An 18,380-nucleotide genomic window follows, 5' to 3' on the forward strand; every position below is an offset into this window, starting at 1 on the left:
GTGCTCATCTTGCCGTCCGCTACCGGTAATCTGAGCCCCATGCCCAGCCAGAACCCTGTGGTGAAGATCAACGCAATCGAGGTCCCGCCGGATGCCGGCCCGGAGCTGGAGAAGCGGTTCGCGCACCGCGCCCACGCCGTGGACAGCCAGCCCGGGTTCCTCGGCTTCCAGCTGCTGCGGCCGGTCAAGGGTGAGGACCGCTACTTCGTGGTGACCCAGTGGGAGTCCGAGGAGGCCTTCCAGGCCTGGGCCACCGGACCGGCGATCGAGGCGCACAAGGGGCAGGCCGCCAACCCGGTGGCCACCGGTGCGTCGCTCCTGGAATTCGAGGTTGTGCTCGACGTTGCGGGGTCGAGCAGTAAGGCGTGACGCGGGCCGGGTGAGACGACGGGCGACGGTCGCGGTGGCGACCGCCCTCGTCGCCGCCCTGGCCTGCGGATGCACACACGACGCCACAGCCCCTGCGGATGCCGCCTACGGCGCGCACATCGGGACCTCCACACCGCAGGGTCTGCGCGCGAAACAGACCATGGACATGGTCAACTCGGACTGGCCGATCGGCGACATCAACGTCGGCACGATGGCCGTCCCAGAACAGGTCGACCACATCATCGACGCGATGGGCAACCTGTGGTGGGACCGGCCGATCACGGTCACCGGCGTGAACATCGGCGCGGGCAACGCCACCCTGCACGTCGAGACGTCCTACGGCGCCGACCAGGACATCGAGCTGCGCACCGACGACGCAGGCCTGGTCGACCGCTTCGACGTCACCCTGCGACCACCGGTGATCCGCAGCTGGGCGGACATCGACGCCGCGCTCACCGAGTCGGGGGCGCGCTACTCCTACCGGGTGTCCAAGGTCAACGGCGGCCGCTGCCAGCAGGTGGCCGGCACCAACACCGAGCAGTCGCTGCCGCTGGCGTCGATCTTCAAGCTCTACGTCCTGCTCGCCGTGGCCGAGGCCGTCAAGGACGGCAGCGTCCGCTGGGACGATCAGCTCACCGTCACCCCGCGGGCCAAGGCCGTCGGCACCGCCGGACTCGACGAGCTGCCGCCCGGCGCCACCGTCTCCGTGCGGGCGGCCGCCCAGCAGATGATCTCGGCGAGCGACAACATGGCCACCGATCTGCTGATCGAGCGAATCGGGCCGCAGGCGGTGGAACGGGCGCTGGTCGCCGCCGGCCACCACGACCCGGCCAGCATGACGCCGTTCCCCACCATGCACGAGCTGTTCTCGGTCGGCTGGGGTGAACCCGACCTGCGCGAGCAGTGGCGGCACGCCGACGCCGATGGGCGCGCTGCGTTGCTGCGGCAGACCAACTCCCGCCCCTACGAACCCGACCCGACCCGCACCCACACCCCGGCCTCGGGGTACGGCGCCGAGTGGTACGGCAGCGCCGCCGACATCTGCCGGGTGCACGCCGCCCTGCAGGCCGCCGCCGTCGGCGAGGCCGCCCCGGTCAAGGACATCCTCTCGGCCATCCCCGGCGTCGACCTCGACCGCGGCAAATGGCCCTACATCGCCGCCAAGGGCGGCAACCTGCCGGGTGATCTGACCTTCAGCTGGTACGCCACCGACCACACCGGGCAGCCCTGGGTGGTCAGCTTCCAGCTCAACTGGGAGCGGTTCAAGAGCCGGACGGCGGCCGCCTGGCTGCTGTCGATCATCCACCAGACGTTCGCGATGGTCCCGGTCGACCACTAGACCGTCGCGGGAGGGGTTACGCTCCACCTGCTGCGGTGAACGGGAACCCGGTGGGAATCCGGGGTGGCCCTCGCCACTGTGAACGGGAAGTCGGCGTCCGACGTGCCACTGCTCGCGCCCCGCGTGAGTGGGAAGGCGGACGCCGCCGTACCGGACCACCCTGACGGGTGGATCCGGCAGAACCCGTGAGCCAGGAGACCGGCCGCAGCACCGACAACGATGCCCACGAGGTGCTGGGCGGAAAGGCATACGCCGACAACATGCACATCGCAGAGGGATTCCTCCCCCCGGCGCACGCGGTCGCCTGGACCGTCGCGGCAGCGCCGTTCGTGATCCACGGGGCCAGACAGGTCGCCGTCACCGTCAAACGCCATCCGTCCTCGGGGCCGCTGCTGGCCGCGGCCGGCGCGTTCTCGTTCGTCATGTCGGCGATCAAACTTCCGTCGGTGACGGGGTCGAGTTCGCACCCGACCGGCACCGGGTTGGGCACCGCGATCTTCAAACCGCCGGTCATGGCGTTCCTGGGGACCATCGTGCTGCTGTTCCAGGCGCTGTTGCTCGCCCACGGCGGCATCACCACCCTCGGCGCCAATGCGTTCTCGATGGCGATCGCGGGGCCGTGGGCCGGCTTCGCGGTGTTCTTCGCGCTGCGCAAGGCCGGGCTCGGCGTGCTGCCCGCGGTGTTCGCGCTGGCCTTCGTCGCCGACCTCGTCACCTACGTCGTCACGAGTGTCCAGCTGGCGCTGGCCTTTCCGGCGGCCGACGGCGGTTTCGGCGAGAGCCTCGCCGAGTTCATGGGCGTCTTCGCGCTCACCCAGGTGCCACTCGCGATCGTCGAGGGCCTGATCACCGTCGTCATCGTCCGCGTGCTCATGCAGGTGGCCTCGTCCGAACTGTGCAACCTCGGCTTCCTCACGGGCCGCGACGTACCGGCCGGCGCCGACCACCGCAGCGGCGAGCGCGAGGAGGTCCAGTCGTGAGCGCGCGAGTGCGCAAAGCCTCGGGCGGCGTCCCGACCCTCATGCTGACGATCGGGCTGCTCGTGCTGGCCGCCGCGATCGCCGTCGGATCCCTGCTCTACGGCTACTCCCGTGACGCCGGCGCCGAGTTCGGCGGCGCCGACGGCCAGGCCGAAGAGGTGATCACCGAGATCGACGCGGGGTACGAGCCGTGGTTCTCCCCGCTGGTCGGCGAGCTGCCGGGCGAGGTCGAGTCCGGGCTGTTCGCGATCCAGGCCGGTCTCGGCGGCATCGTCCTCGGCGGCGCCGTCGGGTGGTACGCGGGCCGCAGGCGGGGCCGCCAGGAGGCGCTCGCCCCGGCCGGGCCGGCGACGGCCGCCGAGGAGGATCGCGGCTCGAACTGAGTCTTTCGCAGTGAACCCACTGGAACTCAGCGCGGCCCGCAACCGCTGGTCGACCGACCCCGCCGCCGAGAAGCTCTGGCTCTACGGGGGCCTGCTGCTGTGCGCGATGGTGCTGCCGCCGCGCACGGGGGCGCCGCTGGTGCTCGCGGCGGTCGGGGTGGTGACGCTCGCGTTCGCCCGGGTGCGGCCGCGCCTGTTCCTGCTCGCGCTGCTCGGCCCGGCGGTGTTCATCGCGCTGGGCGCGCTGCCGATCGCGGTGAGCCTGCGCGGCGGCCCGCACCTCGAGCCCGGCGGTGTCGGCGTCGCCGTGGACACCGCGCTCCGGGCGATCGCCGCCTCGGCGGCCACGATCGGGCTGGCGTCGACGACGCTGATGGCCGATCTGCTCGACCTGGCCCGCCGGGCCGGGGTGCCCGCCCCGCTCTGCCACGTCGCCGACCTGACGTACCGGCTGGTCGGCATCCTCGTGCAGTCCGCCCGCGCGTCGCGCGAAGCGGTCGGGCTGCGGCTGGGAATGCGCCGCCCGCGCGATGCGATCACGGTGATCGGCGCCCAGTCCGCGCTGGTCTTCGTCCGCGCGACCGACCGCGCCCGCGCCATGTCGGAGGCGATGTCGATGCGCGCGGAACCGGGAATGACCGCGGTGCTCACCGCTGACCGGCCCGTCCGCCCGGCCCGGCTGGCCGTCACCGCCGCGCTGCTCGCCGCGATCTCGGCGGTGTCGATCCTGACGTGGAGGAGCTGGCATGCCGGGTGACGGTGCCGCGGTTCTCGCGCTGGAGGACGTCGGCTTCGCCTATCCCCGCGGACCGGAGGTTCTCGACCGGGTGGACCTGGCGCTGCGGGCGGGTCAGCGCATCGCGCTGCTCGGTGCCAACGGCTCGGGGAAGACGACGCTGCTGCGGATCCTCGTCGGTCTCACCACACCGACCACGGGACGGCTGCTGCTCGGCGGGACCGCGCTGCGCGGCACGCGGGCCGACCGCACCCGGTTGCGCTCCCAGGTGCAGATGGTGTTGCAGGAGCCCGACGACCAGATCGTCGGCGCGACGGTGCGCGCGGACGTGTCGTTCGGGCCGGTGAACCTCGGCCTGGACCGGACCGAAGTGGTGGCCCGTGTCGACGAGGCGATGGCCGCGCTGGGGATCGCCGACCTCGCCGACCGGCCGCCCAACCTGCTGTCGTTCGGGCAGCGCAAGCGGGTGTCGATCGCCGGCGCCGTGGCCATGCGCCCGCGCGTGCTGCTGCTCGACGAGGCCACGGCGGGCCTGGACCCGCGCGCGGTCGAGGACCTGCTCACCACGCTCACCGCGCTGTCCGACGCGGGCACCGCGGTGGTGCTCGCCACCCACGACGTCGACGTGGCGTGGACCTGGTCGCGGGAGTGCCTCGTGCTCGGCGGGCGCAGCATCCGCCGCGGACCCACCCACGAGCTGCTGGCCGACGATGAACTGCTGGCCGGCGCCCGGCTCGCCGTCCCGTGGGGTGCCGCGGTGTCGCGTCTGCTGAACCGCACCGTGCTGCGCCCCGGCGAGCTGTGAGCTCCCCACAGACAGCACAGAGGCGGCCACCCGGGGGTGACCGCCTCTGCGTGTGACGGGGTTACTCGGCCGCGCTGGGCGCGCCGGCGGCGCCGGCCTGTGCCAGGTCGGGTTCGGCCGGCTCGGTGCGCTTCGGCCCACCGGAGAAGGTGAACCGGGCGTCCTCGCCGGTGCCGGTGCCGTCCCAGCCCTCGACGTCGACCGTGACGAGCTGACCCGGACCGACCTCTTCGAACAGGATCTTCTCCGACAGCTGATCCTCGATCTCGCGCTGGATGGTGCGCCGCAGCGGGCGGGCACCGAGCACCGGATCGAAGCCGCGCTTGGCCAGCAGCGCCTTGGCGTTGTCGGTCAGCTCCATGGCCATGTCCTTGGCCTTGAGCTGGTTGCCGACGCGGCCGATCATCAGGTCGACCATCTTGATGATCTCGTCCTGCGTCAGCTGGTGGAACACGATGATGTCGTCGATGCGGTTGAGGAACTCCGGCCGGAAGTGCTTCTTGAGCTCGTCGTTGACCTTCTGCTTCATCCGCTCGTAGTTGTTCTCGCCGCCCCCGGAGGAGAAGCCGAGACCAACGGCCTTGCTGATGTCGCTGGTGCCGAGGTTCGAGGTGAAGATCAGCACGGTGTTCTTGAAGTCGACCGTGCGACCCTGACCGTCGGTGAGGCGGCCGTCCTCGAGGACCTGCAGGAGGCTGTTGTAGATCTCCTGGTGGGCCTTCTCGATCTCGTCGAACAGCACCACCGAGAACGGCTTGCGGCGCACCTTCTCGGTGAGCTGGCCGCCCTCTTCGTAGCCGACGTAGCCCGGAGGGGCACCGAACAGCCGCGATGCGGTGAAGCGGTCGTGGAACTCGCCCATGTCGATCTGGATGAGCGCGTCGTCGTCGCCGAACAGGAAGTTGGCCAGCGCCTTGGACAGCTCGGTCTTACCGACACCGGACGGGCCGGCGAAGATGAACGAGCCCGACGGGCGCTTGGGGTCCTTCAGGCCGGCGCGGGTGCGGCGGATGGCTTTCGAGACCGCGCGCACCGCGTCTTCCTGGCCGATGATCCGCTTGTGCAGCTCGTCCTCCATGCGGAGCAGACGCGTGGTCTCCTCCTCGGTGAGCTTGAAGACCGGGATCCCGGTCCAGTTGCCCAGGACCTCGGCGATCTGCTCGTCGTCGACCTCGGCGACCACGTCGAGATCGCCCGAACGCCACTGCTTCTCCCGCTCGGCACGCTGGGCGACCAGCTGCTTCTCGCGGTCGCGCAGGTTCGCGGCCTTCTCGAAGTCCTGCGCGTCGATCGCGGACTCCTTCTCCCGGCGGGCGTCGGCGATCTTCTCGTCGAATTCGCGCAGGTCTGGCGGAGCGGTCATCCGGCGGATGCGCATCCGGGCGCCGGCCTCGTCGATCAGGTCGATCGCCTTGTCCGGCAGGAACCGGTCGTTGATGTAGCGGTCGGCCAGCGTCGCGGCGGCCACCATCGCGGAATCGGTGATCGAGACGCGGTGGTGCGCCTCGTACCGGTCGCGCAGACCCTTGAGGATCTCGATGGTGTGCTCGACGGTCGGCTCGCCCACCTGCACGGGCTGGAAGCGGCGCTCCAGCGCGGCGTCCTTCTCGATGTACTTGCGGTACTCGTCGAGGGTGGTGGCGCCGATGGTCTGCAGCTCACCGCGGGCCAGCTTCGGCTTGAGGATGCTGGCGGCGTCGATCGCGCCCTCGGCGGCACCGGCACCGACGAGCGTGTGCAACTCGTCGATGAACAGGATGATGTCGCCGCGGGTGTTGATCTCCTTGAGCACCTTCTTCAGGCGCTCCTCGAAGTCACCGCGGTAGCGGCTGCCGGCGACCAGCGAGCCGAGGTCCAGGGTGTAGAGCTGCTTGTCCTTGAGGGTCTCGGGGACCTCACCGTGCACGATCGCCTGCGCGAGGCCCTCGACGACGGCGGTCTTGCCGACACCGGGCTCGCCGATCAGCACCGGGTTGTTCTTGGTGCGGCGGCTCAGCACCTGCATGACCCGCTCGATTTCCTTCTCACGGCCGATGACCGGGTCGAGCTTGCCCTCCATCGCCGCGGCGGTCAGGTTGCGGCCGAACTGGTCGAGCACCAGCGAGGTGGACGGGTTGCCGGACTCGCCGCCACGGCCACCGGTACCGGCCTCCGCGGCCTCCTTGCCCTGGTAGCCGGACAGCAGCTGGATGACCTGCTGGCGCACTCGCGTCAGTTCGGCGCCGAGCTTGACCAGCACCTGCGCGGCGACGCCCTCGCCCTCGCGGATCAGGCCGAGCAGGATGTGCTCGGTTCCGATGTAGTTGTGGCCGAGCTGCAGCGCCTCACGCAGGGACAGCTCGAGGACCTTCTTGGCGCGCGGGGTGAACGGGATGTGACCCGACGGCGCCTGCTGGCCCTGGCCGATGATCTCCTCGACCTGGCTGCGCACGCCTTCCAGCGAGATACCCAGCGACTCCAGCGACTTGGCCGCTACGCCTTCGCCCTCGTGGATGAGGCCGAGGAGGATGTGCTCGGTGCCGATGTAGTTGTGGTTGAGCATCCGGGCTTCTTCCTGAGCCAGGACGACGACCCTGCGGGCACGGTCGGTGAAACGTTCGAACATCGGTGGTTACCTGCTCTCCATCGCATAGGTGGTACAGACACTTCGGAAGCCGGGGCCACCGACATGCACCGCACCTGCCGTCCACTCTATCGGGCGGCGGCACCGGGTGCCGTGGTCGGCGGCCCCTACCGCCGCTCCCGGTGCTGTCCATCTCAACGCCGCACTCAGAGGATTCGTTTCCGCCCGGCCGCTCAGCGCGGTTCGCCGCTAGCGAAAAGGCCGGTGACAAACCATCGCCGCTACTGAAACGCCGAAACGGGCAACGCGTATGCGCGTTGCCCGTTTCGTCTGCTTCGACCGGTCTCAGGTGGCGGCGTGAAAGGCGTCGATGACGTCGGCCGGGATCCGGCCCCGCGTCGACACGTTGTGCCCGTTGCGCCGGGCCCAGTCGCGGATCGCGGCGCTCTGCTCGCGATCGATGGCGCCGCGGCCCTTGACCGGACCGGAGGCGCGGCCACGCCTGCGGCCGCCGACACGGCGACCGGCGTCGACCCACTGCTTGAGGTCGTTACGCAGCTTGGCGGCATTCTTGGATGAGAGATCGATCTCGTAGCTCACGCCGTCGATCCCGAATTCGACCGTTTCGTCGGCGGTGCCCGCACCGTCGAAATCATCGACCAACGTGACGGTGACTTTCTTGGCCATCAGTTCACACTGACCCTTCTACCTGCGCTTGGTGGATAGTTACGGCACTCGAATCCCCGCATCCAATGTGCCACATTAAGCGCAACTATTCAACGACGCGCCGGTAGTCCGAGTTCAGTTGCCGTGTCGACGAACTATCGGGAACAGAATTGTCTCCCTAATTGACAGGCCGGTCAAGGCCATCAACAACCGGTCGACGCCCATTCCGGTACCCGTGGCGGGCGGCATACCGTACTCCAAAGCGGTAAGGAAATCGTCATCGAGGACCATCGCCTCATCGTCTCCCGCGGCCGCCGCGCGGGCCTGCGCCTCGAACCTTTCCCGCTGGATTATCGGATCGCTGAGTTCGGAGTATCCGGTCGCCAACTCGAATTTACGAACGTAGAGATCCCACTTCTCGGTGACGCCGGGAACGCTGCGGTGCGAGCGGGTGAGCGGGGTGGTCTCGACCGGGAAGTCGCGGACGAACGTCGGCGCCCACAATGTGTCCCCCACGGTGTGCTCCCACAGTTCCTCGACCAATTTCCCGTGCCCGTAGCCGCGGTCGCGGGGAATCTCGGCACCGAGGCGCTCGGCGATACGCCAGAGTTCTTCTGCGGGCGTCTGGGGTGTGATCTCTTCGCCGAGCGCGGCCGACAGTGACGGATACATTTCGAGCGAGTCCCACTCGCCGTCGAGGTCGTAAACCGTGCCATCCGGCAATGGCACTTGGCGCGTCCCGATCGCCTCGTCGGCGACCTCCTGAATGAGCTCCCGCGTCACCGTCGCGGAATCGTTGTAGTCGCCGTAAGCCTGATAAGTCTCGAGCATCGCGAATTCGGGGGAATGCGTCGAATCAATGCCTTCGTTGCGGAAGTTGCGATTGAGCTCGAATACCTTCTCGAATCCGCCGACCAGTGCCCGCTTGAGGAACAGTTCCGGCGCGATGCGCAGGTACAGGTCCACGTCGAGCGCGTTGGAGTGGGTGATGAACGGCCGGGCGGCAGCACCGCCGGCCAGGGTCTGCAGCATGGGGGTCTCGAGTTCGAGGAATCCGCGCCGTTCGAGGGCGTTGCGCACCGCGCGCACGACCGAGACGCGCTGCCGCGCGATGGTGCGCGCCTCCGGCCGCACGATCAGGTCGACGTAGCGCTGCCGGACGCGCGCCTCCTCGCTCATCTCCTTGTGCGCGACCGGCAACGGTCGCAGCGCCTTGGAGGCGATTTGCCAGGAGTCGGCGAGCACAGAGAGCTCGCCGCGACGCGAGCTGATGACCTGGCCGTGGACGAACACGATGTCTCCGAGATCGACGTCGGCTTTCCACGCGTCGAGCGACTCCTGCCCCACCTCGGCCAGGCTGATCATCGCCTGCAGCTGGGTGCCGTCCCCCTCCTGCAGGGTGGCGAAGCAGAGCTTGCCGGAGTTGCGGGCGAACACGACCCGGCCCGCGACGCCCACGATCTCACCGGTCTGGGTGTCGACCGGCAGGTCGGCGAAGGTGGCACGCAGGTCGGCCAGGGTGTGGGTGCGGGCGACCTCGACGGGATACGGGTCGCGGCCCTCCTCCAGCAGCCGCTCGCGTTTGGCCTGACGGATGCGGAACTGCTCGGGAAGGGCAGCGTCATGGCTGGACTCGGATTCGGGCGAGGTATCGCCACCGGCGGCTGGTGTCACGGGGTGCCAGCTTAGTGCGGGTTCCCATGGCCCCCTGCCACCTGCGGCGACGCCGCTCCCGCGGACCGGGGCCCGCGGCGCCTTTAATGGAGCCATGCCCGGCCCGATCGATCACGACGCCGTCGCCGCCCTGTCGTCCGAGCCACTGGACTGGCGGTACAAGGGGCTGCCCGCGGCGTGGTCGGGCGCCACCGCCGCCGACGTCTGCGCCCGCCAGCCCGACCTGTTCGCCTCCGGCGCGCTGGGCCCGGTGTGCGTGCTCAACGCCTCGGCACTCACCCACAACCTGGTGACGATGGCCCGGTGGTGCCGCGCACGCGGCGTGGAGCTGGCGCCGCACGGCAAGACGCACATGGCGCCGCAGTTGCTGGCGCGCCAGTTCGCCGCGGGTGCGGTCGCGGTCACCGCGGCCACGGTCGGGCAGGCGCGGGTGTTCCGCGCCTTCGGCGTGCGCGAGATCGTGCTGGCCAACGAGGTGGTCGACCCGGCCGGCCTGTCCTGGCTCGGCGACCAGTTGGCGGCCGATCCGGCGTTCCGGGTGGTCTGCTGGGCCGACTCCGTGGCGGGCGTCGCGGCCATGTCCGCCGCGCTGGACGGCGCGGCCCGGCCGCTCGACGTCTGCGTCGAGGTCGGAATGGGCGGCGGGCGCACCGGGTGCCGCACCGACGCCGACGCCGACGCGGTCGCCCGCGCGGTCACCGCCGCGCCCGGGCTGCGGCTGGTCGGCGTCGCGGGATACGAGGCGGCCCGCGGCCATGAGGTGACCGCCGCCGCGCTCACCGAGGTCACCGGCTATCTGACGCGGCTGCGCGCGGCGGTGGTGCGGCTGGCCCCGCTCTTCGAGACCGACGAGGTGATGGTCACCGCGGGCGGCAGCACGTACTTCGACGCGGTCGCCGACGTGCTCACCGGCGACTGGCCGTCGGGGATGACCGTGCGCACCGTGCTGCGCAGCGGGTGCTACCTCACCCACGATGACGGGCTCTATCACCGCACCTCACCGATGCCGCGCACCGGCGATGCGGGCTTGCGGCCCGCGATGAGCGTGTGGGCCCGGACGGTGTCGCGGCCCGAACCCGAGCTGGCCCTGGTGACGATGGGCCGCCGCGACGTGTCGTTCGACCAGGGGCCGCCGATCCCGACGTCGTTGACCGGCAGCGAGGTCAGCCACCTGCACGACCAGCACGCATTCGTCCGGCTCGGACCCGCCGACCGCGGTCTGGAGGTGGGCGACTGGGTGCGGTTCGGCGTCTCCCACCCCTGCACGACGTTCGACAAGTGGCAGCTGATCCCCGTGCTCGACGACGATCATCGGGTGGTCGAGCTGGTCCGCACGTTCTTCTAGCGTCAGCGGGCCTGTTTGAGCCGGCCGCGCTGGTTGTCGCGGTTGCGTTCGAAGACCAGCCGCAGACCGTCGAGCGTGAGGTGGCGGTCGTAGTGCTGCACCGTGTGCACATGCGGCAGCACCAGCGGGGCGGTGTGTCCGGTCGCGAGCACCGTGACGTCGTCCCCGGAGAACCCGTCGATGTCGGAACGGATGCGGTTGACCAGGCCGTCGACCAGCCCCGCGAACCCGAACACGGCCCCGGCCTGCATGCACTCGACGGTGTTCTTGCCGACCACCGAGCGCGGGCTGGTCAACTCGACCCGGCGCAACGCCGCCGACCGCGCGGCGGCCGCGTCCGAGGACACCTGCACGCCGGGGGCGATGGCGCCGCCGAGGAACTCGCCCTTCGCCGACACCACGTCCACGCAGATCGAGGACCCGAAGTCGACGACCACGGCGGCGCCGCGGTAGCGCTGATAGGCCGCCAGGCAGTTGACGATCCGGTCCGCGCCGACCTCCTTGGGGTTGTCGACGAGCAGCGGGATCCCCGTGCGCACGCCCGGTTCGATCAGCACATGCGGCACCGACGGCCAGTACTGCTCGAGCATCAACCGGACCTCGTGCAGCACCGACGGCACCGTGGACAGGCCGGCCGCCCCGGTGAGGCGTTCGGCGTCGTCGCCGATCAGGCCGTCGATGGTGAGCGCCAACTCGTCGGCGGTGGCTTCCGATTCGGTGCGGATCCGCCACTGCTGCACCACCTTCGCGTGATCCCCTGACCCGGAGATCAACCCCACGGTGGTGTGGGTGTTACGGACGTCGATCGCGAGCAGCACGTCACTTACCTCGGGGAGACGAGGTCGGCCGCGGTGTCCGGGACGTGCGCGGGGTCGGTGCCCAGGTCGACCGGGCGGTTGTCGGCGTCGACGAACACCACCCGCGGCTGGTACGCACGGGCCTCGGCATCGTCGATGACGCCGTAGGCGATCAGGATAACCAGGTCACCGGGATGCACGAGATGGGCTGCGGCGCCGTTGATCCCGATGACGCCGCTGCCGCGGGCGCCGGTGATCGCGTAGGTGACCAGCCGGTTGCCGTTGTCGATGTCGACGATCGTGACCTGTTCGCCGTCGAGCAGGTCGGCGGCGTCCATCAGGTCGGCGTCGATGGTCACCGAGCCGACGTAGTGCAGATCTGCCTGGGTGACCGTGGCGCGGTGGATCTTCGACTTCAGCATCGTGCGCTGCATCAGTTCCTCCAGGGCAGCTCGTGGTCGGGTGAGCCGACCCGGGGGTGGCCGTCGATTCCCGCCGATGCCCCGATGTCGATCGCGATGTTGTCGAGCAGTCGGGTGCGGCCCAGCCGGGCGGCGATCAGCAGACGGCCGGCGCCCTCGGGCGGCGGCGGGCCGAGCATCGGATCGCGGACCTGCAGGTAGTCGACGTCGATGGCGGGCACCTCGTCGAGGACGGCGCGCGCCGCATCGAGTGTCGCGGCCACCCCGCCCGACGCGGCGTACATCCCGGCCAGCAGGGCCGCCGACAGCGCGCCTGCGTGTTCGCGCTCGACCTCGTCGAGGTAGCGGTTGCGCGACGACAGCGCCAGCCCGTCGGCTTCCCGCACCGTCGGGACGCCGACGATCTGGGTGTCGATGTTGAGGTCGCTCACCATCTGCCGGATCAGCACCAGCTGCTGATAGTCCTTCTCGCCGAAGAACGCGCGGTCGGGCCGCACGATCTGCAGCAGTTTGCACACCACCGTCAGCACGCCGGCGAAATGGCCTGGGCGAGAAGCGCCTTCGAGATCCTCTCCCAGCGGGCCGGGATGCACCGAGGTGCGGGTGCCGTCGGGGTACATGTCCGTGACGCCCGGCGTGAACGCCACGTCGACATTCTCGGCGCGCAGCGCGGCGAGGTCGTCGTCGAGCGTGCGCGGATAGGCGTCGAGGTCCTCCCCCGCCCCGAACTGCAGCGGGTTGACGAAGATCGACACCACGACCACCGCGCCCTGGACGCGTTTGGCCTGCCGGATCAGCGTGAGGTGGCCCTCGTGCAGCGCCCCCATGGTGGGCACCAGCATCACCCGCCTGCCGGTGGTGCGCAGCGCGCGGGTGACGTCGGCGACGTCGCGCGCCGCGCGGTAGATGTTGAGTTCGCCGGGGGTGAACTTCGGCGGTCGGCGGCCGATCACGACTGACCCGCCAGTACCGCGAAGACGTCTTCCGGAGCGTGCGCCCGCTGCGCGGTCCGCAGCGAGTTGGCCCGGTACGCGTCGGCCAGATTCGTGTCGACCTCTGCCAGCGCCCGCAGGTGGCGGCTCACCGCGGCAGCGTCGCCGCGGGCCACCGGACCGGTCAGCGCGGACTGACCCCGCTGCAGCGCATTCTCCAGCGAGGCGCGGGCCAGCGGCGCGATCACCCGTTCGGCGATGCCGCCGGGGGCGTCGCCGACGAGTTCCTGGCCGAGCAGCTCCTGTCCCCACAGCGCCGAGCGCAGTGCCTCCACCGCGTCGAGGATCACGGTGATGACGTGGTTGCCGCCGTGGGCCAACGCCGCGTGGTACAGCGCGCGGGCGTCCTCCCGCACCCGGAACGGTTCGCCCCCGATCTCGAGGACCAGCGACTGTGCGACGGCGTAGCCCACCTCGTCGGCGGCGGTGACGCCGAAGCACGCGTCGGGCAGGCGCGCGATGTCCTCGTCGGATCCGGTGAACGTCATCGCCGGATGGATGGCCAGTGGTACACAGCCTCGCTCGGTGAGCGGGCCGAGGATCCCGACGCCGTTGGCACCCGAGGTGTGGGCCACGATCGCGCCCGGACGCACCGCGCCGGTGGCGGCCAGGCCCGAGACCACCCCGGCCAGTTCGGCGTCGGGTACCGCGAGCAGCAGCAGCTCCGCGCGTTCGGCGACGTCGTGGACGGGGAGCACCGCACTGTCGGGCAGGCGGCGCTGCGCCCGCGTCCGCGACGCCTCGGAGATGGCGCTGCAGGCCGTCACCACGTGTCCGGCGCGTTCGAGTGCGACGCCCAGTGCCGTTCCCACCCGCCCGGCGGAGATGATGCCGACCGACAACCGGGCCGGACGCATCCCCTCGGGTGGACCCCACGCACGCGTCTGGGGCTGCTCCATCGCAGACGACCTCGCAAGTCTTTTCGGTGATCCGGTTACGTTCCGGTCCTGCCGAGCGGGTACCGGACGGTCGCTAGCAGGTTAGCTCACTCCTCGCGGCGCCGACGACCGCCGCCGGTGGCCGGGCTCGCCTGCAGGCGCGCCAGCAGATCGGCCACCGACTGACCGCCGGTGTCCTCGACGCTGCGGTGCCGTCGGGCCTGGGCTTCCTCGGGGGTTTCCTCGGTGATTTCCTCCGCGGGCGCCGGCGGCGGGGGCGGGGTGGACGGTTCGGCCGCCAGCACGGGAGGCGCGGCAGGTTCTTCGCGGCCGGACTCGTCCTCGGCGGTGTCGGCCGGGGCCGAATGCCTGCCGCGGGGCACCTCGACCGGCGACGCCGTCATCGCCGGCTCGGGCGCGCGACGGCGGCCGACGTACTCCTGGGCCGAGCCGTTCTCCGTCGGTCCGGGCACCCAATTGCTGCCCGGGGCACCGGCCGGGATCCAGGCGCCCTCGGCGGGTGCGGGCTGCCATTCGTCGGGCGCGGCGACCGGTCCGGGCTGCGGTTCGGGTTCGGGTTGGGGCTGGGGCTCGAAATTTGGCTGCGGTTCGGGCTGGGGCTGCGGCTCGAAATGGGGCGGGGGCGGCGGGTACGGACCGGCCGGGGCGGGCCGCTGCCACTGGTTGGGCGGCTGCGGCCCGAACGGCGCCGGCTGCGGCCCGAACGGCTGCGGCTGCGGCCCGAACGGCTCCGGCTGCGGCCCGAACGGCTGGGGCTGGGGCTCTTCGGCACGGCGGCGCCGGCCCCCGCGTTCCTCCTCGGCGGGCCCGGCCTCGGACGGCCGCCGGTGCGCACCGCCGAATTCGGGCACCGGCTCCGGTTCGGGCGGCTGCGGTTCGGCCGGCACGTCGATGATCGGGCTCTCTTCGGTCCGCACGTCGGTGTCGTCGACCTCGTCGGCGCGCAGCATCTCGTCGAGGCGGCTGCTGCTGACCCGGCCGGTGGTCTCGGAGTCCGTGGCCCAGTCGCTGTAGGCGCGCACCGTGGTGCGGTCGTGCTCGATGGCCGGCCGGTGGGCCAGGTCGGTGTCGAACAGGATCTCGAGATTCGTGCGCAGCGCGGCCAGCTCGGCGCGCAGCGCGGCCACTTCGTCGGCCGCCTGGGCGCGCAGTTCGTGGGCGAGTTCCCGGCGCAGCTGGGACTCGACGGTCAACTCGTATTCGCGGCGGGCCGAGATCTCCCGGTCCAGCTGCAGGTCGTAGACCAGCTTGAGGTCGCGCGCCTTGGCCTGGTCCACGTCGCTTTGCCGGCGATAGATCACCGAGACGAACGCCGCGACCACCGCGGCCCACAACGCCAGGATGACAGCGAGTTTCAGAAGTTCCACCCGGTTGGTGAACACCAGCGCCGAACTTGCCAGGATCGCGAGCACCAGCAACACCGTGAGCAGCATCCAGCCCGGCCTGCGACCACCGCGCCGGGCGCGGCCTCCGCGGGGCTGGACGGTCATGGGGCGACTGTACCCGCCACAGGTCACCTAGCGTGTCGACCCACACGGCGATTCGGCCGACGACCGTGTGGCGCCGCTCATTCCGGTGCCGCGTCGCGTTCTTCGGGCGGTTCGGGCGGGGACTTACAGCAATGCTGCAACCACATCCCGGCAATCATCAGGGCGGCCGCGCTGGCGGCCGCGACCACCACCCCCGCGGTGTCCTCGCCGGCCGCACGCAACACGTCGCGCTGCGGCAGCAGCCGCACCAGGATCCCGGCCCACCATCCGCACACCACCGCGCCGACCCAGGCCGACGCCTTGGCGATCACCACTGATCGGGCCACCGCGAGCGGGTGCAGCCGCCCGGGTCCGTCGCCGATCTCGCCGTCGCGAATCTTGGCGCGCACGTTGGCCGCCCACGCCGCCACCCCGGCCGCGACACCGAGCAGGGACAGCCCGGTCCACACGGTGATCGGCGGGAACACCCGCGGATAGGCGAACAGCGCCGCAAAATAGCCGACCGCGGCGGCCGCGAGCACCGCGGCCGCGAGGTCACGCTTACGCGTCGGTCCCATCAGTCGGCCGGGGTCTGCGCGATCAGACTCAGCTCGGTGCGCCGGACGCCGGCGCGTTCGGCCGCGTCGAGCTCCTCGAGCCACAGCGACACCGGGCGGGTGGTGCCCGCGGTGGTGAGCGTGGCGTCGGGTGCGACGGCCAGCCACGGCATGAGCACGAACGCCCGCAGGTGGGCGTACGGGTGTGGCAGCGTCAACTCGGCTGTCGTGGACCGCACCTCGTTGTCGCCGTCATGACAGGTGACGATGTCGACGTCGAGGGTGCGCGGGCCCCAGCGCTGGTCGCGGACGCGGCCGGCGGCCTGTTCGAGCGCCTGCCCGCGGCGCAGCCAACCGAGGCAGTCGAGATCGGCGTCCTCGGCGAGTACCACCGCGTTGAGGAACGCGCCCTGTTCGACCCCGCCCCACGCCTCGGTCTCGTAGACGGGCGACACCGCACGTACCGCGCCGCCCAGACCGTCGACGACGGACTGCAACCGCGCCAGCCGGTCACCGACGTTGGAGCCGATGGACAGCACCACCCGGGTCACGGGCGCTCCTCCCGGCCGCCGGGCGCGGCGCCCCGCCCGCCGCGCCGCGAGCGGCGGGCCACCACCGCGACGTCGGAGAAGGTCAGCGGAATCGGCGCCTGCGGTTTGTGCACCACCACCTCGACGGCGTGCACCCGTTCGTCGGTCATCACGCCCTCGGCGATCTCGGCGGCCACGGTCTCGATGAGATTGCGCGCCGGCCCGCCGACGATGTCGGCCGCGCGCTGCGCGAGCCCGCCGTAGTCGAGGGTGTCGGCCAGGTCGTCGCTGGCCGCGGCGGCGGCGTGATCGGTCCACACGGTCATGTCGATGACGAAGTCCTGCCCGTCGCGGCGTTCGTGGTCGTACACCCCGTGGTTGCCGCGCACGGTCAGCCCGCGCAGTTCGATCCGGTCAGCCATCCCCACCGCCTTTCCAGGCCTCCACCACTTTCAGCGCGTCCACCGAGGCGCGCACGTCGTGTACCCGCACACCCCACGCACCGTGCATCCCGGCGAGCGCGGAGATCACCGCGGTGGCGGTCTCCCGCCCGTCGGGTGGCCGCACCCGGCCGTCGGCATCGGCGAGCAGCGCCCCGAGGAACCGCTTGCGCGATGCGCCGACCAGCACCGGGATCCCGGTGGCGACCAGTTCGGGCAGGGCCCGCAGCAGCGCCCAGTTGTGCCCGGCGGTCTTGGCGAACCCGAGACCGGGGTCGATGATCAGCCGGCGCGGGTCGACGCCCGCGGCGACCGCGGCGCCGACACCGGCCAGCAGCTCCGCGCGGACCTCGCCGACCACGTCGCCGTAGGCGGGCACCTCGTGCGGCCGGTCGGCGCGCACCGAGCGCCAGTGCATCAGGACCCACGGCACCCCGGCGTCGGCGACGACGCCGGCCATCGCCGGGTCGGCCCGCCCGCCGGACACGTCGTTGACGATCCCGGCCCCGTGTTCGAGCGCGGCGGCCGCGACGCGGGCGTGCATGGTGTCGATGCTGACGGTGACGCCCTCGGCGCTGAGCGCCGCGACGACCGGCACCACCCGGGCGGCCTCCACCTCGGGGTCGATCCGGGTGGCGCCGGGTCGGGTCGACTCCCCGCCGACGTCGATGATCGCGGCGCCGTCGGCGATTAACGCCAAACCGTGCGCGACGGCGCGGTCGGCGTCGAGGAACTGACCTCCGTCGGAGAAGGAGTCGGCGGTGACGTTGACGACGCCCATCACCTGCACGCGGGTGGCGCTCACTTGCGCAAGATCAGATCCAGCGCCTCGGCCCGCGATGCCTTGTCGGTCTTGAACTGGCCGCGGACCGCGGAGGTGGTGGTGACGGCGCCGGGTTTGCGGATGCCGCGCATCGCCATGCACAGGTGCTCGGCCTCGATGACCACGATCGCGCCGCGCGGGTCGAGCTTGCGCATCAGCGCATCGGCGATCTGTGCGGTCAGGCGCTCCTGGACCTGTGGCCGCTTGGCGTAGAGGTCGACGACCCGGGCGAGCTTGGACAACCCCGTCACCCGACCGTCCTCGCCCGGGATGTACCCGACGTGGGCGACGCCGTGGAAGGACACCAGGTGGTGCTCGCAGGTCGAGAACATCGGAATGTCCTTGACCAGCACCATCTCATCGTGCTCTTCGTCGAACGTCGTGTTCAGCACGTCGTCGGGATTGGTGTAGAGGCCCGCGAAGATCTCCTTGTAGGCGCGCGCGACGCGCGCCGGGGTGTCGAGCAACCCGTGCCGGTCGGGATTCTCCCCGACGGCGATCAGCAGTTCCCGCACCGCCGCCTCCGCACGCGGCTGGTCGAAATCCGCGATGTTCGCCGAGGTCCACTCCTGCGACCGCGTCATCGAGGCC

The 18,380-nt window shown here is 71.0% G+C and carries 20 protein-coding genes and 1 riboswitch; of the genes, 7 read left to right on the plus strand and 13 right to left on the minus strand.

Features of this window, described 5'->3' with window-relative positions; translation table 11 throughout:
• Positions 1-39 precede the first annotated feature (39 nt).
• The 6 genes from mhuD to E4P42_RS06555 all read left to right on the plus strand — a co-directional run bounded on the left by mhuD (position 40) and on the right by E4P42_RS06555 (position 4,612).
• Positions 40-369 carry a mycobilin-forming heme oxygenase MhuD gene (mhuD, locus tag E4P42_RS06530; protein ID WP_135124247.1) on the plus strand — a complete coding sequence of 110 codons (330 nt, stop codon included), beginning with the start codon at positions 40-42 and terminating at the stop codon, positions 367-369.
• A gap of 10 nt (positions 370-379) precedes the next feature.
• Positions 380-1,708 (plus strand): serine hydrolase, encoded by a 1,329-nt coding sequence (locus E4P42_RS06535; protein ID WP_135124249.1) that lies wholly within the window; start codon positions 380-382, stop codon positions 1,706-1,708.
• Positions 1,705-1,930: riboswitch (cobalamin riboswitch) on the plus strand. (Overlaps the previous gene by 4 nt.)
• Before the next feature lie 38 nt (positions 1,931-1,968).
• Positions 1,969-2,688 (plus strand): energy-coupling factor ABC transporter permease, encoded by a 720-nt coding sequence (locus tag E4P42_RS06540; protein ID WP_135124251.1) that lies wholly within the window; start codon positions 1,969-1,971, stop codon positions 2,686-2,688.
• Positions 2,685-3,071: an energy-coupling factor ABC transporter substrate-binding protein gene (locus E4P42_RS06545; protein ID WP_245233908.1), complete on the plus strand. Its 387-nt coding sequence runs from the start codon at positions 2,685-2,687 to the stop codon at positions 3,069-3,071. The genes E4P42_RS06540 and E4P42_RS06545 overlap by 4 nt, the downstream gene beginning before the upstream one ends.
• A 10-nt stretch (positions 3,072-3,081) precedes the next feature.
• Positions 3,082-3,828 carry a CbiQ family ECF transporter T component gene (locus E4P42_RS06550; protein ID WP_135124253.1) on the plus strand — a complete coding sequence of 249 codons (747 nt, stop codon included), beginning with the start codon at positions 3,082-3,084 and terminating at the stop codon, positions 3,826-3,828.
• Complete coding sequence (locus E4P42_RS06555; RefSeq protein WP_135124255.1) at positions 3,818-4,612, plus strand: energy-coupling factor ABC transporter ATP-binding protein; 795 nt, start codon at positions 3,818-3,820, stop codon at positions 4,610-4,612. The genes E4P42_RS06550 and E4P42_RS06555 overlap by 11 nt, the downstream gene beginning before the upstream one ends.
• A 61-nt stretch (positions 4,613-4,673) precedes the next feature.
• On the opposite strand, the gene clpC1 is transcribed toward E4P42_RS06555, so the two are convergent.
• The 3 genes from clpC1 to lysS all read right to left on the minus strand — a co-directional run bounded on the left by clpC1 (position 4,674) and on the right by lysS (position 9,515).
• Positions 4,674-7,217: an ATP-dependent protease ATP-binding subunit ClpC gene (clpC1, locus tag E4P42_RS06560; protein ID WP_135124257.1), complete on the minus strand. Its 2,544-nt coding sequence runs from the start codon at positions 7,215-7,217 to the stop codon at positions 4,674-4,676.
• Between the two features lie 303 nt (positions 7,218-7,520).
• Entirely contained in the window at positions 7,521-7,862 is a 342-nt protein-coding gene (gene lsr2, locus E4P42_RS06565; RefSeq protein WP_135124259.1) for a histone-like nucleoid-structuring protein Lsr2, read from the minus strand.
• Positions 7,863-7,976: 114 nt separating this feature from the next.
• Positions 7,977-9,515 carry a lysine--tRNA ligase gene (gene lysS, locus E4P42_RS06570; protein ID WP_135124261.1) on the minus strand — a complete coding sequence of 513 codons (1,539 nt, stop codon included), beginning with the start codon at positions 9,513-9,515 and terminating at the stop codon, positions 7,977-7,979.
• Positions 9,516-9,609: 94 nt separating this feature from the next.
• Between lysS and E4P42_RS06575 the strand changes: the two genes are divergently transcribed.
• The gene (locus tag E4P42_RS06575) at positions 9,610-10,860 is read left to right on the plus strand and encodes an alanine racemase (RefSeq protein ID WP_135124262.1); all 1,251 of its coding nucleotides are present in this window, start codon (positions 9,610-9,612) and stop codon (positions 10,858-10,860) included.
• A 2-nt stretch (positions 10,861-10,862) separates the two neighbouring features.
• Here E4P42_RS06575 and E4P42_RS06580 read toward each other — a convergent pair whose 3' ends face one another.
• The 10 genes from E4P42_RS06580 to folE all read right to left on the minus strand — a co-directional run bounded on the left by E4P42_RS06580 (position 10,863) and on the right by folE (position 18,373).
• On the minus strand, positions 10,863-11,678 hold the full coding sequence (locus E4P42_RS06580; RefSeq protein ID WP_135124264.1) for a type III pantothenate kinase: 816 nt from the start codon (positions 11,676-11,678) through the stop codon (positions 10,863-10,865).
• Positions 11,679-11,683: 5 nt separating this feature from the next.
• Positions 11,684-12,091: an aspartate 1-decarboxylase gene (panD, locus tag E4P42_RS06585; RefSeq protein WP_135124266.1), complete on the minus strand. Its 408-nt coding sequence runs from the start codon at positions 12,089-12,091 to the stop codon at positions 11,684-11,686.
• Complete coding sequence (panC, locus tag E4P42_RS06590) at positions 12,091-13,032, minus strand: pantoate--beta-alanine ligase (protein ID WP_135124268.1); 942 nt, start codon at positions 13,030-13,032, stop codon at positions 12,091-12,093. Before panC ends, panD begins: the two co-directional genes overlap by 1 nt.
• Positions 13,029-13,970: a Rossmann-like and DUF2520 domain-containing protein gene (locus tag E4P42_RS06595; RefSeq protein WP_135124270.1), complete on the minus strand. Its 942-nt coding sequence runs from the start codon at positions 13,968-13,970 to the stop codon at positions 13,029-13,031. The genes panC and E4P42_RS06595 overlap by 4 nt, the downstream gene beginning before the upstream one ends.
• 86 nt (positions 13,971-14,056) lie before the next feature.
• Positions 14,057-15,460, minus strand: a complete 1,404-nt coding sequence (locus E4P42_RS06600) for a DUF6779 domain-containing protein (RefSeq protein ID WP_209305708.1) — start codon at positions 15,458-15,460, stop codon at positions 14,057-14,059.
• Between the two features lie 77 nt (positions 15,461-15,537).
• Complete coding sequence (locus E4P42_RS06605) at positions 15,538-16,017, minus strand: DUF3180 domain-containing protein (protein WP_135124274.1); 480 nt, start codon at positions 16,015-16,017, stop codon at positions 15,538-15,540.
• On the minus strand, positions 16,017-16,547 hold the full coding sequence (folK, locus tag E4P42_RS06610; protein ID WP_135124276.1) for a 2-amino-4-hydroxy-6-hydroxymethyldihydropteridine diphosphokinase: 531 nt from the start codon (positions 16,545-16,547) through the stop codon (positions 16,017-16,019). Before folK ends, E4P42_RS06605 begins: the two co-directional genes overlap by 1 nt.
• Entirely contained in the window at positions 16,544-16,948 is a 405-nt protein-coding gene (folB, locus tag E4P42_RS06615; RefSeq protein WP_135124278.1) for a dihydroneopterin aldolase, read from the minus strand. Before folB ends, folK begins: the two co-directional genes overlap by 4 nt.
• Positions 16,941-17,771, minus strand: coding sequence for a dihydropteroate synthase (gene folP, locus E4P42_RS06620; protein WP_167759381.1), 831 nt, complete (start codon positions 17,769-17,771; stop codon positions 16,941-16,943). The genes folB and folP overlap by 8 nt, the downstream gene beginning before the upstream one ends.
• Complete coding sequence (gene folE / locus E4P42_RS06625) at positions 17,768-18,373, minus strand: GTP cyclohydrolase I FolE (protein WP_135124280.1); 606 nt, start codon at positions 18,371-18,373, stop codon at positions 17,768-17,770. The genes folP and folE overlap by 4 nt, the downstream gene beginning before the upstream one ends.
• Between the last annotated feature and the right edge of the window lie 7 nt (positions 18,374-18,380).

The organism is Mycobacterium sp. PS03-16 (assembly GCF_004570325.1).
Lineage (GTDB): Bacteria > Actinomycetota > Actinomycetes > Mycobacteriales > Mycobacteriaceae > Mycobacterium.

Coding starts and splice junctions, on each gene's coding strand:
- mhuD (WP_135124247.1), top strand. CDS start 40: ATGCCCAGCCAGAACCCTGTGGTGAAGATCAACGCAATCGAGGTCCCG.
- E4P42_RS06540 (WP_135124251.1), top strand. CDS start 1,969: ATGCACATCGCAGAGGGATTCCTCCCCCCGGCGCACGCGGTCGCCTGG.
- E4P42_RS06555 (WP_135124255.1), top strand. CDS start 3,818: ATGCCGGGTGACGGTGCCGCGGTTCTCGCGCTGGAGGACGTCGGCTTC.
- clpC1 (WP_135124257.1), bottom strand. CDS start 7,217: ATGTTCGAACGTTTCACCGACCGTGCCCGCAGGGTCGTCGTCCTGGCT.
- lsr2 (WP_135124259.1), bottom strand. CDS start 7,862: ATGGCCAAGAAAGTCACCGTCACGTTGGTCGATGATTTCGACGGTGCG.
- E4P42_RS06575 (WP_135124262.1), top strand. CDS start 9,610: ATGCCCGGCCCGATCGATCACGACGCCGTCGCCGCCCTGTCGTCCGAG.
- panD (WP_135124266.1), bottom strand. CDS start 12,091: ATGCAGCGCACGATGCTGAAGTCGAAGATCCACCGCGCCACGGTCACC.
- E4P42_RS06595 (WP_135124270.1), bottom strand. CDS start 13,970: ATGGAGCAGCCCCAGACGCGTGCGTGGGGTCCACCCGAGGGGATGCGT.
- E4P42_RS06600 (WP_209305708.1), bottom strand. CDS start 15,460: ATGACCGTCCAGCCCCGCGGAGGCCGCGCCCGGCGCGGTGGTCGCAGG.
- E4P42_RS06605 (WP_135124274.1), bottom strand. CDS start 16,017: ATGGGACCGACGCGTAAGCGTGACCTCGCGGCCGCGGTGCTCGCGGCC.
- folB (WP_135124278.1), bottom strand. CDS start 16,948: ATGGCTGACCGGATCGAACTGCGCGGGCTGACCGTGCGCGGCAACCAC.
- folE (WP_135124280.1), bottom strand. CDS start 18,373: ATGACGCGGTCGCAGGAGTGGACCTCGGCGAACATCGCGGATTTCGAC.